Here is a 13,993-nt window from a genome sequence, read left to right on the forward strand (position 1 = left end):
TTAAAAATCTCTCTCTAATAACTTGTTAACTTTTAGTATAGTTATTATTCTATCCTCTTGTTTACCAACACCATCTATCATAGTATCATCACCATTGATAGTATCAGGAGCAGGTCCAATATCGGCTTTTTTAATTCTAATAGCCATTGTTAATCTATCAATAACGAATCCGGCAACATCATCACCATCTTTCATAACAATAAAACGAGTTTCATCACTATGTTTTTTTTCAGAGATTCCAAACTTCAAACGAAGATCGATAAGAGGAATAACAGCACCACGAAGATTAAAAACACCCATAACGTATTTTGGAACTTGAGGAACTCTAGTCCATGTAAAAGGTTTAATAATTTCTTGAATAGATAAAATAGGAATTGCATACTCTTCTTCACCAATAATAAATCCAACTAATTGAACTATATTATCTGTTTTATCTAGAGACTCACCTTGTTGTTCACCCTGTTTATTAATTATTTGTTTTAATTTATCACTCATGATAAGAACTCCGATTTAAAGTTAACATTTCTTTGAACTACACTAGATAGATAATCAGCAGAGTATGGTTTAGTAATATACTCAACCATTCCAGATTCTACACCTCTCATACGATCAGATTTACCTGTACGTGATGTAACAGCAATTAGAGGCATACTCTTATATCTGTTATATTTTTTAATCTCAGTTGCTAAGGTGTAACCATCCATTCTTGGCATCTCAATATCAATAAGCATAGCGTCAAAGTTATGATCACCCTGTTTTAAAATATTTAAGGCTTCTTGACCATCACCGGCTTCAATTAAAGTCATCCCAGTTGCCTCAAGTGATTTTCTCATAATCATTCTATCTGTTTTTGAATCATCAACAATCATAATAGTATAATCACTAGCTTTCGTCTTCTCTTGACTTACTCCATCAGCCCCACCTTGATCGGCAATCATCGCTGTTGCTTTTACACTTTTTGCCATATCCATAATTGCTACCACATCAACAATAAGTGTTACTCCACCATCTCCACGGATAGTAGCCCCTGCAATACCTTCAATACCTTTTAAGTACTCTCCAAGAGACTTAATAACGATTTCTTCTTGACCGACAAGCGTGTCAACAATGAGTCCAAGCTTTTGAGTACCTAATCCAAGTACAACAACATAAGCATGTTCACTTGAATCTAAGATTCTCTCAACTTCAAATATATCACCTATATGAACTAAAGATAAAACTTCATCTCTTAATCTCATAACTGAGCGACCCTCAACAGTATAAATCTCATCTTTTGAAATTCTAACAGTCTCTAATACAGATGACAATGGAATTGCATAGTGTTCTTCTTGTACCCCAACTAAAAGAGCTTGGATAATTGCAAGAGTTAAAGGAATCTTTAGTCTTATAGAACTACCAACTCCCTTTTCACTCTCAATATCAATAATACCATTAACTTTCTCTATATTAGTCTTTACAACATCCATTCCAACACCGCGACCTGAAACATTTGTTACAGCTGCAGCAGTTGAGAAACCTGGTTTCATAATAAGAGTAAAGGCTTCACTATCACTCATGTTATCAGCTTCTTTTTCAGTGATAAGACCCTTTTCCAATGCTTTGTTTTTCAACATATCAACATCTAGACCTTTACCATCATCATCGATTTGAATAACAATCTGGTTACCTTCGTTGTATGCTTTTAACGAAATAGTACCTGTTTCATCTTTACCAGCTGCCAAACGAATATCAGGCGTCTCAATACCATGGTCACAAGAGTTTCTAATAATGTGAACTAGTGGATCGCCAATCTCTTCAACAATTGATTTATCAAGCTCTGTATCTTCACCATCTATTTCTAATTCTATTTTTTTATTTAATTCTCTAGTTAAATCACGAATCATTCTAGGAAACTTATTAAACACTTTTCCAATAGGAAGCATTCTTGTCTTCATTACGGCAATTTGAAGATCAGTTGTTACAAGAGAAACAATAGACACAACTTGATTCAATTCTTCTAAGAATTCTTCACCTTCATAGCGCTCTTCAACATCATCGTTGATTTTAATAAGTCTATTTTTAGCAAGTACAAGTTCCCCGATAAGGTTCATAAGGTGGTCTAGTCTTTTTACATCAACACGTATAGTCTGCTCAACTGTAGCAGCTGCTCTTTTAGCAGGTGCAGCAGCTTTTGTATCATCTTCTCTTGGATTGTTAGGCTCTGGGGCAACAGGTGCAGGTGTTGGAGTAACAGGCACTGGGGTAGCTACTGGAGCTTCTGAAGCTTCTTCTTTAGCTACTTCATCAGGAGAAGGAGGAGGAGCAGGAACGTCTTCACCTGCTGCTATCTTAGCTTCTCTTTTAGCCCTATCTTCAACTTGCCTTTCATTAAGAAGTCTTTGAATCTCAGCTTCAACATCATCATCAGACATATTTTCATAATCTGGCTCATCTGCTGCTGCTTCTACTACTTCGACAGGAGCAGCTTCTTCAATAACTGGCTCTGACGCTTCTGGTGTTGGAACATCACCATCTCCACCACTAACCTTGTCAAGTCTTGCGACACATTCAGAAACATCAACACCAGCATCTGAGCTTGTATCACGAATTATATATAAAAGTTGTTTCATTAAATCTATAGATTCAAGAACAACATCCATAATATTAGGAGTAATAATAAGCTCACCATGTCTTGCTTTATTTAAAACATCTTCCATGTGGTGAGTCAAGTGAGTTAAAACATCAAAGTTAAGGAATGACGACGCCCCTTTAACAGTATGTGCAACACGGAAGATTCCGTTTAAGAGTTCTAAATCTTCCGGCGTTGCTTCTAACTCAACTAAATCTTCATCTAATTTTTCAACAAGTTCAAAAGATTCAACTAAAAAATCCTGTAATATTTCCTGAAATTCATCCATTCTTACACTCCTACTTCATATGTGCACGAACAACTCGTGCAACTTCATCATAAAACAAGCTCGCTTCAAACTTAACTAAATAAGCCTCAGCACCTGCTTCTTTACCTCTACTCTCGCTAAAATGGTCACTAATCGATGAGTTAAATACAATAGGAATATTATTGAATCTTCCATCTTCCTTTACATTTGCAGCAAAATGAAAACCATCCATTTTTGGCATCTCAACATCAGATATAATTATCTTTAGCTCTTTACCTATATCATCACCATACATTTTATATAAATCATCTAGTTTATCTAAACCCTCTTGACCGTCACCGGCTTCGATAACATTAAATCCCATTTTTTGTACAGCTTCTTTAACAATTTTTCTAGCAGTTGCACTATCGTCTAGAACAAGTGCTAAACCAGAAAAATCATCCATATCTTCTGGAACATGGTCTATATCTGGTTCATAAAGACCTAACTCTTGTATAACGCTTTCTAAATCAAGAATAAGAAGTACATTGTCACCTTCTATCTTAGTTACACCGGTGATTTTACTTCCATCAACAGAACCTGAACCACTTGTGAAAGAAGCTGGTTCTATATCAGCCCAGTTGATTCTTCTGATTCTTTTTGCTTCATGAACAACAAATCCAATAAGAACGTTGTTAAACTCGGTAATGATAACTCTCGAATTCGCTTCTACTGATTCCGGTGCTGTTATACCCATCCATTTTGCTAAGTTTACTACTGGAATCACAACACTTCTCAGATCAAAAATACCTTCTATATATTCAGGTGTTCCTGGTAATTCTGTAAGACGGGGCATCTTAATAATTTCACGAACTTTTGAAACATTTATACCATATATTCCCTCGTAAATTTCGCCGTCTTCTTCTTTTAAAATACGAAAGTCAACTAGCTCCATTTCATTAGAGCCTACTTTTAGCGAATTCTCTACATGCATATTTATATCTCCTGACTTTATAGTCTCATTTAGAAAAAATATTTTCTTCTAAGAATTCAATATCTTGTGAAGATTTTACAATAAAATATCTTTGATTGCAAGCAAAAGCAGCCAAATTTATATATGTATAATTTTCAAACTTTAATGTCTTATTTTGATGAAAATGCCCTTCGACAAAGTAGTCACAAATGTATTTATTTTCTATTCTACTTTTTATAAACTCTCTAAAACCTTTAAACTCTTTACAATCATCTTTTTTACTTAAATAATCATCCAATCTATTTATAATAGCATGTCCTGAAATGAAATCTAAAATATTTAAAACAGTAATCACAAATGTATTTCTTATAATTGAAGTATATATATTATAAAGTAATGGACTCTCAATATCACCATGGGCAAGTAATATACTCTTATCACCAAATGTAACTTTTAAAGGCTGTTGTTTTATGCCTAATACTTTTACTTTTGGAAATATCTTTTTAAGATTAAAGTCATGATTACCTTCAAGATATACTACTTCTATTTCATTTGATATATCATTTAGTATCTCCGTAGCTTGGGAGTTAATCTCTTGTGTATATGCTACCTCTCCAAAAAGAGTGTCAAAAATATCACCCATTAAGATTAGTTGTGTTGGACGGAGCTGTTTTGTATGAATGGCTTTTAGAAAGTCTAAAAGTTCTGGACGAAGGTCTGAGTAGTGTGCATCTGAAATAACAAATGCACCCTCTTTTAGCACAAAATTGCTATGGTACATAGGCTATAGTTGGTATCCCAGTTTTTTGGCACAAGCCCATCATAATATTTGCATTTACAACAGCTTGAGACGAAGCTCCCCTCATTAGATTGTCTATAGCACTAGATATGAAAAGCATACTGCCTTTTTGTTTTACATATAAATCACAAAAATTAGTACCTGATACATTTTTCATATCTACCGGATTCTTACTAATGCGAACAAATGGTTCATCTTTATAAAAATCTTTTATAATTTCATAGGCATCGATTTCACCTGATGTTTGTAAATAAATTGATGAAATCATACCTCTTGTTAGCGGAACAAGATGAGGAACAAAATTTATCTCATCAAAATCAATATTAAGTTTTTGTGCAATCTCAGGAGCATGTCTGTGAAAGAAAGGCTTATATGAAAAAAGATTATCATTTACATTTACAAAGTGAGTAACTTCATCAAGCTTTTTACCAGCTCCACTAACCCCTGTTTTTGCATCTATTATAATTGGAGTATTTGGTATTCTAGATGACAAAAATGGTAAAATTCCCAGAATTGCTGATGTTGGGTAACAACCTGGATTTGCTACAAGAGAAGCTGACTTGATTTCATCTCTAAACATCTCAGGAAGACCATAAACAACATTTTGTAGATTTTGGGCATCGGTATGAGGACAATAATATTCTTCATAAACATCTTGAGTCAATCTATAATCAGCTGAAAAATCTACTATTTTAATGCCATGTTTCATAAATGGTTTAACAAATGCCATTGCAGTTTTGTGAGGAACTGCTAAAAATACAAGCTCACAATTTTGGGCACACTCATCTACATCAGCTTTAACAACTTCAAGGGAACAAACACCACTCAAAGATGGATGCAGTTCATCTATAGTAGTTCCGCCTGTAGAGTTTGCTACATATTTAAGATTAAACGTTGGATGATTTATTAGCATTTTTACAAGCTCTAAACCTGTATAGCCACTTACACCAATGATTCCTACATTTATTTTTTCATTAATGACACTCAAAAACAATCTCCTGATATCTCACTTCTTCTATCTCGTACTCTTTTACACCATTTGGAAGTTTAACTTTCACCTCATCACCTTCTTCACGTCCAAGAAGTTGTTTTGCCAGAGGTGAGCCAAAAGAGATAAGACCCATATCAGGGTTACTCTCACAACCACCAACAATAGTATAAGTAAGTTCCTCATCAGTTTCCATATCTGTCATAACAACAGTTGAACCAAAACTGATTTTTGCATGCTCAAGCTCAGAGGGATCAACTATGCGAGAATTACCTAAAATTTCTGCCAACTCTGCTAAACGATTATCTATGTTTTTTTGACCCTCTTTAGCTGCATGATATTCAGCATTTTCTTTTAAATCACCATGCTCTAATGCTTCTTCAATCGATTTTACAATCTCAGGTCTTTTAACTTCTTTTAAATCTTTTACTTCAGCTTGTAGTTTTTCGTAACCGAAAAGTGTCATTGGTTCAATTTTTTCCATAATGGTTCTCTTTATATAATTTATTTTAGTTATTATAGCAAACTTTAGTAGATTCTTGGCTTTGTAAGCACTTTGAGCGTGGTGCACTCTTTAGTATCTATAAGACTATTTTAGAATAATCAACTCTACTCATTTCAGACAAATCAAACTCAATAGTCTCCTCTTCACAAACAACAGTAACGATACAAGCCTTTTTAGAGATACTAAGAGGCTTCTGTATATCTTTTAATAATATTCTACTGTTTTTTGTCATAGGGTCATATGCTTTTAAAATGTTTTGCTCAACCATAAAAAGTCGTCCACCACCGCATCCATCACCTACGATGCCTTCGCATATCAAATCACTAGCTATATCAAAACCATGACTCATCCAGACACTCCTCTTTTGTCTCTTTTAAAAACTCATTATATTCACTAGCGTTTTTATCTAAAACTATATACTCTTCATATGTATATTCTTTAAAAATGCCATCATCTACACACTTGCATAATTCACTATTATTTGAGTCTACACAGGTTGAGAGCATCTCTTTTTTCTGCGTTTCATCCCACCCAAAGTAGCTTTTATACATTGGATATAGAGTCCAAATTGCAAATCCCAAGGTAAGAACTATATTTGTAATATACTCTTTTTTCTTTGTCTCTATGTACTTTTTAATATCGTATGCTATTAAAATAACAAAAACTATCTCTAAGGTTATAATAAACCAATCACTGTCTAAAAAATCAAACAAACAACACCCTTATATTTAATATTTAACTATTTCTTTATCAAAGTTTTTACAGCTTCAGAGCACATTGTAAGTCCAAATGAAGCTGTAACACCCATAAAACTGCCTTTAGCTTTCACTCTAGCTTCTTCTGTTGAAAAGATAACTTTGTACTTTTTCTTAAAGCCTCGTTTTCTAAGCTCATAACGGATTTTAGAGCCAAACTTGTCTCCACGACTCTTCCAAATATCTCCCACCTCAACCTTGCTGGCATCTATGCGTTTTGCACTTCCAAATGAAGAGATAAGTTTTTTGTAACACTTTTGTGCAAGAGCTAGTTTTGCTTTTGTATCATCTATGGCGTCTAATACTAAATCATACTCATCAAAATCAAAATCCCAAACCCACTGTTCATCAACACGCACATTTATGATTTTCACCTCAGGGTAGTGCTTTTTTAGAGCTTCAACTTTAACTTCATCCTCATGCATTTCAGACCACATTTGACGATTTTGATTTGTTTCATCATAGGTATCAAAATCTACTATAGTTATATCTGTTACACCACTTCGATACAAACAATCAAGACAAAAGCTTCCTACTCCACCAACACCTAAAAGTATAATCTTTGCATTTTGGAGTTTGCTAAAATCATCTTCTAGTAGAAGTTTTATTCTATCATGTCTCATATAAACTAATCAATCCAGTCTTGAAGTCTTTTCATACTTTTATAGGCACTTAAATCAAGTTGTATTGGAGTTATTGATATATTTCCAGCTTTTATTGCTTCATAATCACTGATACCGATATTTCCCTCTCTTGGAGAAAAATCGAGAGGATGAAGCCCTAACCAATAGTGCTCTTCTCCACGAGGATTTCTATGAACATGTGCATCATTTGCGTAAAACCGGTAACCGGCATATGTTACTAGCATCTTAGCCTCATCTACATCAGCTGGAATGTTTACATTTAAAAACTCTCTATGAGGAAGAGGAAAAGTCCCATTTTTAATCTTTAGTACAAGCTCTTTTATAGTCTTTTGTGCAAGAGTAAAATCTCCATCAGGATTTGTAAAATCCATCACTTGACTTATAGCGATAGAAGGAACATCGTGTAAAACACCTTCCATAGCCCCAGCTGCAGTTCCGCTATAGGTTATATCTTCACCCATATTTGAGCCGCGATTTATACCGCTTATGAGTAAATCTGGTTTTCTCTCCGTAAAAATAGTGCTCAAAGAGAGATAAACACAGTCACTCGGCGTTCCATCATCTAGTTTGTAAAAATCATCATCAACGCTTACAAATTTTAGAGGACGAACAAGTGTCAGCGAATGTCCACAAGCTGACTTCTCATTTGCAGGTGCTACAACTGTAACTTTTACATCTTCCAATTCTCTTAAAGCTTCTATCAAACAAAGCAGACCTTTTGCTTCATAACCATCATCATTTGTAACTAATATTCTATATTTATTTTTCATAATAGTATTTTATCATTTTTTAGCATTGTAAGTTTGAATATTTATAAATAATTATATATTAATAATAGTGATACGAATAAGTAGATGCAGTATTCTTTTTTGTCACATTTTAAGGATGGTTAAATTTAGTTTATCATAACATTTGTGACTAAGTAAAGGATTAAGAGTATAATGAACTACATATTGTATGCATGTTTTTTTTTAATTATGTTGTTTATAGTGATTTATACCTATTTCATAGTTAAGTTACGTCAAGAGATAAATAAACGAAAAAAATAGAATCTAAGCTAAAAGAGTCTGAAGAGAAATTTAAATCAATCTTTGATAATGCACCAATATTTATAGATGCCTTTGATAAAAATGGAAAATGTACTTTATGGAATAAAGAGTGTGAAAAAGTATTTGGCTGGAGTATCCAAGAGATAAATAATGCTAAAGATCCAATGGCACTATTTTATTCAAAAAAAGAAGAGAGTCAAGAAGCTTTTGAAGAACTATATAATGCGGATGATTATATATTTAGAGAGTGGCGTCCTTTAACAAGAAGTGGAAAACAAATAATCAGCATGTGGGCAATAATACCACTTAAAAACGGCGACAACATTGGTATTGGGTATGATATCACAGAACAAAGAAAAGCAGAAACTAAAGTAATAGAGAGAACCAAACAGCTTGAAGAGGCAACAAATAAGCTGGCAAAATTAAACAACTCACTTGAAGAGAGAGTTAAAATAGAAGTTGAAAAAAATAAACAACAGCAAAAAATGATGATACAGCAATCCCGCCATGCTCAAATGGGTGAAATTCTAAGTATGATAGCTCATCAATGGCGTCATCCACTTAACAATCTCTCTTTAATTATTCAAAACGCTGTTTATAAATATAGTATAAATAAACTAGATTATAGTGCAATATCAAAATTAGACATTGAAAGTTCTGTACAAATCAGGCAGATGTCAAATACAATAAAAGAGTTTAGGAATTTTTTTCTACCAGATAATATTAGTGTCAAATATGATATTAACAGATCAATAGTGGATGCTATTAGTATAGCAAAACCTATGCTTGAAGCAGAAAATATATACGTAAAGATAGAGACTCAAAATAATATATTTGTAGTAGGTTTTCCAACTGAACTAGGTCAGGCAATAGTAAATATTCTAACAAACTCAAAAGATGCATTAGTAGAAAAAAATATTAGTAATAAATCAGTAAAGCTCTCTTTAGCACTTGTTGATAATAATGTAAACATTATTATAGAAGATAATGGAGGTGGTGTTCCACTAGAGATACTTGAAAAAATATTTGATCCATATTTTTCAACCAAAATGGAAAAGAAGGGTACAGGACTTGGCTTATATATGACAAAGCTTATCGTAGAAGACCATATGCATGGAAAATTGAGTGTTTCAAACAGTGATAATGGCTTTATTGTTAAAATTGTTATACCGCATGATAGATAAAATGATATATTTGAAATACAATTATAATGTATTGTTATGTAATGATAAATTACAATATGGGGTAACTTAATGAAAGAACTAAATTTTAATGAGACTGAAATGATTGTTTCTAAAACAGACACGAAAGGGTCAATTACTTATTGTAATAATCTTTTTTTTAAAGCTTGCTGGATATACTGAAAAAGAGTTACTAGGTGCTCCTCACAATATAATTCGTCATCCGGATATGCCAAGAATTGTTTTTAAATTCTTATGGGACGCACTAAAGCAGAGCAAAGAGATTTATGCTTACGTTATTAATAAAGCTAAAAATGGTGATTACTATTGGGTTTTTGCAAATGTGACTCCATCATATGATAACAACGGAAAAGTTGTAGGTTACTATTCAGTACGAAGAAAACCATCACAAAAATCTATAGATATCATAAAACCACTTTATAAACGTCTGCTAAATGCAGAAAAATATGGTGGTATGGATGAATCAGAGAAGATATTCAATGATTTACTCTCTTCAAATGGAGGTCGTTATGACCAATTCATCTTATCTATCTAAACTAAATATTTTATATGTAGAAGATGATGCAGAGACTAGATTTTACACACTTGAAATGTTTGAGAATTTTTTTTCTAACATCACTATTGGGATTGATGGACAGGATGGATTAGATAAGTTTAAAAAGTTTACTTATGATGTAATATTTACAGACATTAATATGCCAATTATGGATGGACTGGAGATGATAAAAAATATCCGTTTATTAAATAATAGCGTGCCTATTATTATCTTCTCTGCTCATGATGAAATCGAGTATTTTACAAAAAGTATATACTACGGGATAGATGGATATCTCTTAAAGCCTTTTCATATGTTAGAACTTGACAATATTATCGGCAAACTTGTAAATAAAAAACAAACTGCCTTAGAAGTAAATAATAAGAATATAAAAAAGCTCATAGAGGGTTTTTATTGGGATATAACCGATGAAAAACTCTATCAATATGAAAAAGAAATTGTGCTTACAAAAAATGAGATATTACTTTTTAGATTATTGACATCATTAGAGGGTAGAATATATTCTGCCGTCGATATAGAGATTGTAATTTTTGATGATGATACAAGTGATACATTCAGAGTTAGAAATCTTTTATCAAGATTAAAAAAGAAACTTCAATTTAATTTAATAGAATCAATCTACGGTCATGGCTATAGATTAAGATAATCTTATACTAAATTTACCCTAATGATATATTTCTAATACAATTTTTATATACTATATTAAGTATTAGAATTTACAAATTGGAGATTTCTGTGACAAATTTATCTTATCTATCTAGGTTACAAATTATAGGGTTCGCTTTTTTTACAATCTTTATACTAGGATATGTGATAAAACTATTTCTAAATGGATTTAATGTTGTTGATACACTTCTTTTAGTTTTGTATATTGGTCTAGGAATTTTATTTAGCATCTATTTTTTTGCTTTGAAAACTTCTTTAAACAAGTCCATAGAAGTATTAAACAGTGCAATAAAAGGAGATTTAGAGAGCCGTATTATAGGTATTTCTGACAATGGAGAGGCTGGGATTATCTCTCATAAGATTAATAATCTTATTGACCAGATGGAAACATTTATGCGAGAAATCGGAACTTCTATCGGCTATGCTGGAAATAATGAGTTTTTTAGAAAATTTAACACTTTAGGAATGAACCCCGCATTCGCTCTTGCTGGTAGTAAAATAAATGACAGTATTGAGGTTATGCATATAAATCACACAACTCAAATGCGAATACGACTAAATACAGATTTAAGTGTAGTCAACAAAAACAATGAACAACTCCAATCTCTTCGTATGAGTTTTAATAACAATACTCAAAAACTAAAAACAATTTCTGATAAGGTAAAAGATGCCACTCTGATGTCTATTGCGCGCGCTGAAGAATCACAAAGCGTAGGAGACAAACTACATGGACTTAATGAACTTTTAGATAACAATACTCACTCTACCCACTCCCTAGAAGAACGCACTAAAGAGATTACTACCGTCATTAATCTTATAAGTGATATTTCAGACCAAACAAATCTCTTAGCTTTAAATGCAGCGATTGAAGCAGCACGTGCAGGCGAACATGGAAGAGGATTTGCAGTTGTGGCAGATGAAGTGAGAAAGCTAGCAGAGAGAACTCAAAAGGCAACTGCGGAGATAAGGACAACAGTTCAGGTTTTACAACAAGAGAGTACAGAGATGTCAGGCAGTTCTGAATCTATGCGTGATGTAGTGCGTGATTTTAGTCATCTTATGAATACATTTAGTCAGAGTATGGAGCAGCTTCGTAATACAAATGAGATAATTGAAAACGATATTCAAGGTATTAAAAATCGTATATTTACAAATCTTATTATGATTGACCATATTCTTTTAAAAGCAAACGCTTACACCTCTATTAACCTTGGTAAAAAAGTTGGAGAGTTCGAAAATCATCATGACTGTCGTTTTACAAAGTGGTTTGAAAATGAAGGAAGACAAGAGTTTTCAAATACTCAAAGCTACAAAAAAATAGATGAACCACATGCAACTGTACATAATAAAATTTTAGAAGCTATGAAGTGTATTGAAGGTAAAGACAGTTGTGTTGAAAACAGAGATGCTATTTTAAAAGATTTTCAAGAGATGGAGATTGCCAGCAATAAGTTGTTTACATTTATTGAGGATATGATAGATGAGTAAAGAAGAAAAAAGCCTTAAAGCTTGGAAGGAGTATCAAATGTCACTAGAAAATAAAAATAAGGCTGTGTTGCTCAAACAGTATCAAGAGATAGTTGATAGAAGTGCTATAGTCTCTAAAACTGATAAATCAGGAATTATTACCTTTGTAAATAGTAAATTCTGTGAGATTTCAGGATACAGTGAAGAAGAACTTATTGGTGAACCACACAATATTATTCGTCATTCAGATATGCCATCGGAAGATTTTAAAGAACTTTGGAAGACTATTCAATCAGCTAAGCCTTGGTATGGCAAGGTAAAAAACCGTAAGAAAAACGGTGATGCTTATTATGTAGACACAGTTATTAATCCTATTTTTAACAATAGTGGAGACATCATCGAATATATTGCCATAAGACATGACATTACAGAGATTGAACAATATAAAGATTTACTAAAAAATGAACTTAACAATACTAATAAAAATATCCAAGAAAATCTTAACTATCTTAAACAATACGAGGATGCAATTAGTTCTGTTGTTGCCGTTCTTAAGACAGATACAAATAATATAATTACCTATGCAAATCCTAGATTTTGTATGTTGATGGAATATGAACTTAAAGATTTAGTAGGGGTTAATTGTGCCCAACTAAGAGATAAAAAACATCAAACAATACTTGAGTGTGAAAAGATAAAAAATGATATAAAAAAGGGGAAATCTATCAACAGACTACTGACCAATACCACAAAAAGTGGCAACAAACTCCATTTTAGCACTCTCTTTTATCCTGTAGTAGACCTTAACTCAAATATTATAGAGTATCTGCAAATTATGCATGATATTACGGATATAGTAAACCTAAATGAGGAGATAATAAGTACTCAAAAAGAGATAATCAATAAAATAGGTGAGATTGTAGAGCATAGATCAGAAGAATCAGGTTTTCATGTAAAGAGAGTTGCAGAGTATTCAAAAGTACTCGCGCAGATGGCAGGGCTAAGTCAGGAAGATGTCGATTTATTGCATGCAGCTTCACCAATGCATGATATTGGAAAAGTAGGCATCTCTGATAATATTTTGTTAAAACCAGGTCCATTAGATGCAAGCGAATGGCTAATTATGAGAACACATGCTGAAGCTGGCTATTACATCTTAAGAGATTCTTCAAGACCTATATTAAAAGCAGCTGCTACTATTTCACACACACATCATGAGAAGTGGGATGGTTCAGGTTATCCAAATGCTCTCAAAGCTGAAGATATCCATATATTTGGACGTATTACTGCAATAGCTGATGTTTTTGATGCACTTGGAAGTGATAGAGTTTATAAAAAAGCATGGGAATTAGAAAAGATATTTGATTATATAAAAGAAGAAAGAGCTAAGCATTTTGATCCTGTATTGGCAGATATATTTTTAGAAAATATAGAAAAATTTTCAGAGATTAGAGAAAGATTTAAAGACTAATAATAGTGTTAAAATCAAATAGACAACATAAATCTCAACTAAAGATAAGAAAACTAGTAAAGA

The 13,993-nt window shown here is 32.7% G+C and carries 13 protein-coding genes and 2 pseudogenes; 5 read left to right on the forward strand and 10 right to left on the reverse strand.

From position 1 onward, the window contains the following. The 10 genes from ACLHDE_RS10935 to surE form a co-directional block, all read right to left on the reverse strand. On the reverse strand, nucleotides 1–495 hold the full coding sequence (locus ACLHDE_RS10935) for a chemotaxis protein CheW (RefSeq protein WP_415396452.1): 495 nt from the start codon (nucleotides 493–495) through the stop codon (nucleotides 1–3). Further along, nucleotides 492–2,897, reverse strand: coding sequence for a chemotaxis protein CheW (locus ACLHDE_RS10940; protein WP_415396453.1), 2,406 nt, complete (start codon nucleotides 2,895–2,897; stop codon nucleotides 492–494). Before ACLHDE_RS10940 ends, ACLHDE_RS10935 begins: the two co-directional genes overlap by 4 nt. 10 nt (nucleotides 2,898–2,907) lie before the next feature. Next, nucleotides 2,908–3,849 carry a chemotaxis protein gene (locus tag ACLHDE_RS10945; RefSeq protein ID WP_415396454.1) on the reverse strand — a complete coding sequence of 314 codons (942 nt, stop codon included), beginning with the start codon at nucleotides 3,847–3,849 and terminating at the stop codon, nucleotides 2,908–2,910. Nucleotides 3,850–3,874: 25 nt separating this feature from the next. Further along, nucleotides 3,875–4,609 carry a UDP-2,3-diacylglucosamine diphosphatase gene (locus ACLHDE_RS10950; RefSeq protein WP_415396455.1) on the reverse strand — a complete coding sequence of 245 codons (735 nt, stop codon included), beginning with the start codon at nucleotides 4,607–4,609 and terminating at the stop codon, nucleotides 3,875–3,877. Continuing rightward, nucleotides 4,599–5,540 carry an N-acetyl-gamma-glutamyl-phosphate reductase gene (gene argC / locus ACLHDE_RS10955; protein ID WP_415398539.1) on the reverse strand — a complete coding sequence of 314 codons (942 nt, stop codon included), beginning with the start codon at nucleotides 5,538–5,540 and terminating at the stop codon, nucleotides 4,599–4,601. The genes ACLHDE_RS10950 and argC overlap by 11 nt, the downstream gene beginning before the upstream one ends. Before the next feature lie 61 nt (nucleotides 5,541–5,601). Next, entirely contained in the window at nucleotides 5,602–6,099 is a 498-nt protein-coding gene (gene greA, locus ACLHDE_RS10960) for a transcription elongation factor GreA (protein ID WP_415396456.1), read from the reverse strand. A 97-nt stretch (nucleotides 6,100–6,196) separates the two neighbouring features. After that, nucleotides 6,197–6,469 carry a thiamine biosynthesis protein ThiF gene (locus tag ACLHDE_RS10965; RefSeq protein ID WP_415396457.1) on the reverse strand — a complete coding sequence of 91 codons (273 nt, stop codon included), beginning with the start codon at nucleotides 6,467–6,469 and terminating at the stop codon, nucleotides 6,197–6,199. Beyond that, on the reverse strand, nucleotides 6,453–6,833 hold the full coding sequence (locus ACLHDE_RS10970; RefSeq protein WP_415396458.1) for a hypothetical protein: 381 nt from the start codon (nucleotides 6,831–6,833) through the stop codon (nucleotides 6,453–6,455). Before ACLHDE_RS10970 ends, ACLHDE_RS10965 begins: the two co-directional genes overlap by 17 nt. 26 nt (nucleotides 6,834–6,859) lie before the next feature. Continuing rightward, on the reverse strand, nucleotides 6,860–7,498 hold the full coding sequence (locus ACLHDE_RS10975) for a ThiF family adenylyltransferase (RefSeq protein ID WP_415396459.1): 639 nt from the start codon (nucleotides 7,496–7,498) through the stop codon (nucleotides 6,860–6,862). 5 nt (nucleotides 7,499–7,503) lie between these two features. Continuing rightward, nucleotides 7,504–8,289, reverse strand: a complete 786-nt coding sequence (gene surE, locus ACLHDE_RS10980; RefSeq protein WP_415396460.1) for a 5'/3'-nucleotidase SurE — start codon at nucleotides 8,287–8,289, stop codon at nucleotides 7,504–7,506. A gap of 341 nt (nucleotides 8,290–8,630) precedes the next feature. Between surE and ACLHDE_RS10985 the strand changes: the two genes are divergently transcribed. From ACLHDE_RS10985 to ACLHDE_RS11005, 5 genes and pseudogenes are all read left to right on the forward strand, one after another. Next, entirely contained in the window at nucleotides 8,631–9,752 is a 1,122-nt protein-coding gene (locus ACLHDE_RS10985) for an ATP-binding protein (protein WP_415398540.1), read from the forward strand. A gap of 69 nt (nucleotides 9,753–9,821) precedes the next feature. Further along, a pseudogene (locus ACLHDE_RS10990) lies at nucleotides 9,822–10,305 on the forward strand (PAS domain-containing protein). Then, nucleotides 10,280–10,972: a response regulator transcription factor gene (locus ACLHDE_RS10995; RefSeq protein ID WP_415396461.1), complete on the forward strand. Its 693-nt coding sequence runs from the start codon at nucleotides 10,280–10,282 to the stop codon at nucleotides 10,970–10,972. Before ACLHDE_RS10990 ends, ACLHDE_RS10995 begins: the two are co-directional and overlap by 26 nt. Before the next feature lie 815 nt (nucleotides 10,973–11,787). Continuing rightward, a pseudogene (locus ACLHDE_RS11000) lies at nucleotides 11,788–12,480 on the forward strand (methyl-accepting chemotaxis protein); the annotation flags it as partial. After that, entirely contained in the window at nucleotides 12,473–13,930 is a 1,458-nt protein-coding gene (locus ACLHDE_RS11005) for a PAS domain S-box protein (RefSeq protein WP_415396462.1), read from the forward strand. The pseudogene ACLHDE_RS11000 and the gene ACLHDE_RS11005, both read left to right, overlap by 8 nt. Nucleotides 13,931–13,993 lie beyond the last annotated feature (63 nt).

This window comes from Sulfurimonas iocasae, from assembly GCF_047716755.1.
Lineage (GTDB): Bacteria > Campylobacterota > Campylobacteria > Campylobacterales > Sulfurimonadaceae > Sulfurimonas.

Excerpts from the sequence above, each read along its gene's own strand:
- ACLHDE_RS10995 (WP_415396461.1), top strand. The coding sequence starts at position 10,280 with ATGACCAATTCATCTTATCTATCTAAACTAAATATTTTATATGTAGAA.
- surE (WP_415396460.1), bottom strand. The coding sequence starts at position 8,289 with ATGAAAAATAAATATAGAATATTAGTTACAAATGATGATGGTTATGAA.
- ACLHDE_RS10965 (WP_415396457.1), bottom strand. The coding sequence starts at position 6,469 with ATGAGTCATGGTTTTGATATAGCTAGTGATTTGATATGCGAAGGCATC.
- ACLHDE_RS10940 (WP_415396453.1), bottom strand. The coding sequence starts at position 2,897 with ATGGATGAATTTCAGGAAATATTACAGGATTTTTTAGTTGAATCTTTT.
- ACLHDE_RS11005 (WP_415396462.1), top strand. The coding sequence starts at position 12,473 with ATGAGTAAAGAAGAAAAAAGCCTTAAAGCTTGGAAGGAGTATCAAATG.
- ACLHDE_RS10945 (WP_415396454.1), bottom strand. The coding sequence starts at position 3,849 with ATGCATGTAGAGAATTCGCTAAAAGTAGGCTCTAATGAAATGGAGCTA.
- ACLHDE_RS10975 (WP_415396459.1), bottom strand. The coding sequence starts at position 7,498 with ATGAGACATGATAGAATAAAACTTCTACTAGAAGATGATTTTAGCAAA.
- ACLHDE_RS10935 (WP_415396452.1), bottom strand. The coding sequence starts at position 495 with ATGAGTGATAAATTAAAACAAATAATTAATAAACAGGGTGAACAACAA.
- ACLHDE_RS10950 (WP_415396455.1), bottom strand. The coding sequence starts at position 4,609 with ATGTACCATAGCAATTTTGTGCTAAAAGAGGGTGCATTTGTTATTTCA.
- argC (WP_415398539.1), bottom strand. The coding sequence starts at position 5,540 with ATGCTAATAAATCATCCAACGTTTAATCTTAAATATGTAGCAAACTCT.
- greA (WP_415396456.1), bottom strand. The coding sequence starts at position 6,099 with ATGGAAAAAATTGAACCAATGACACTTTTCGGTTACGAAAAACTACAA.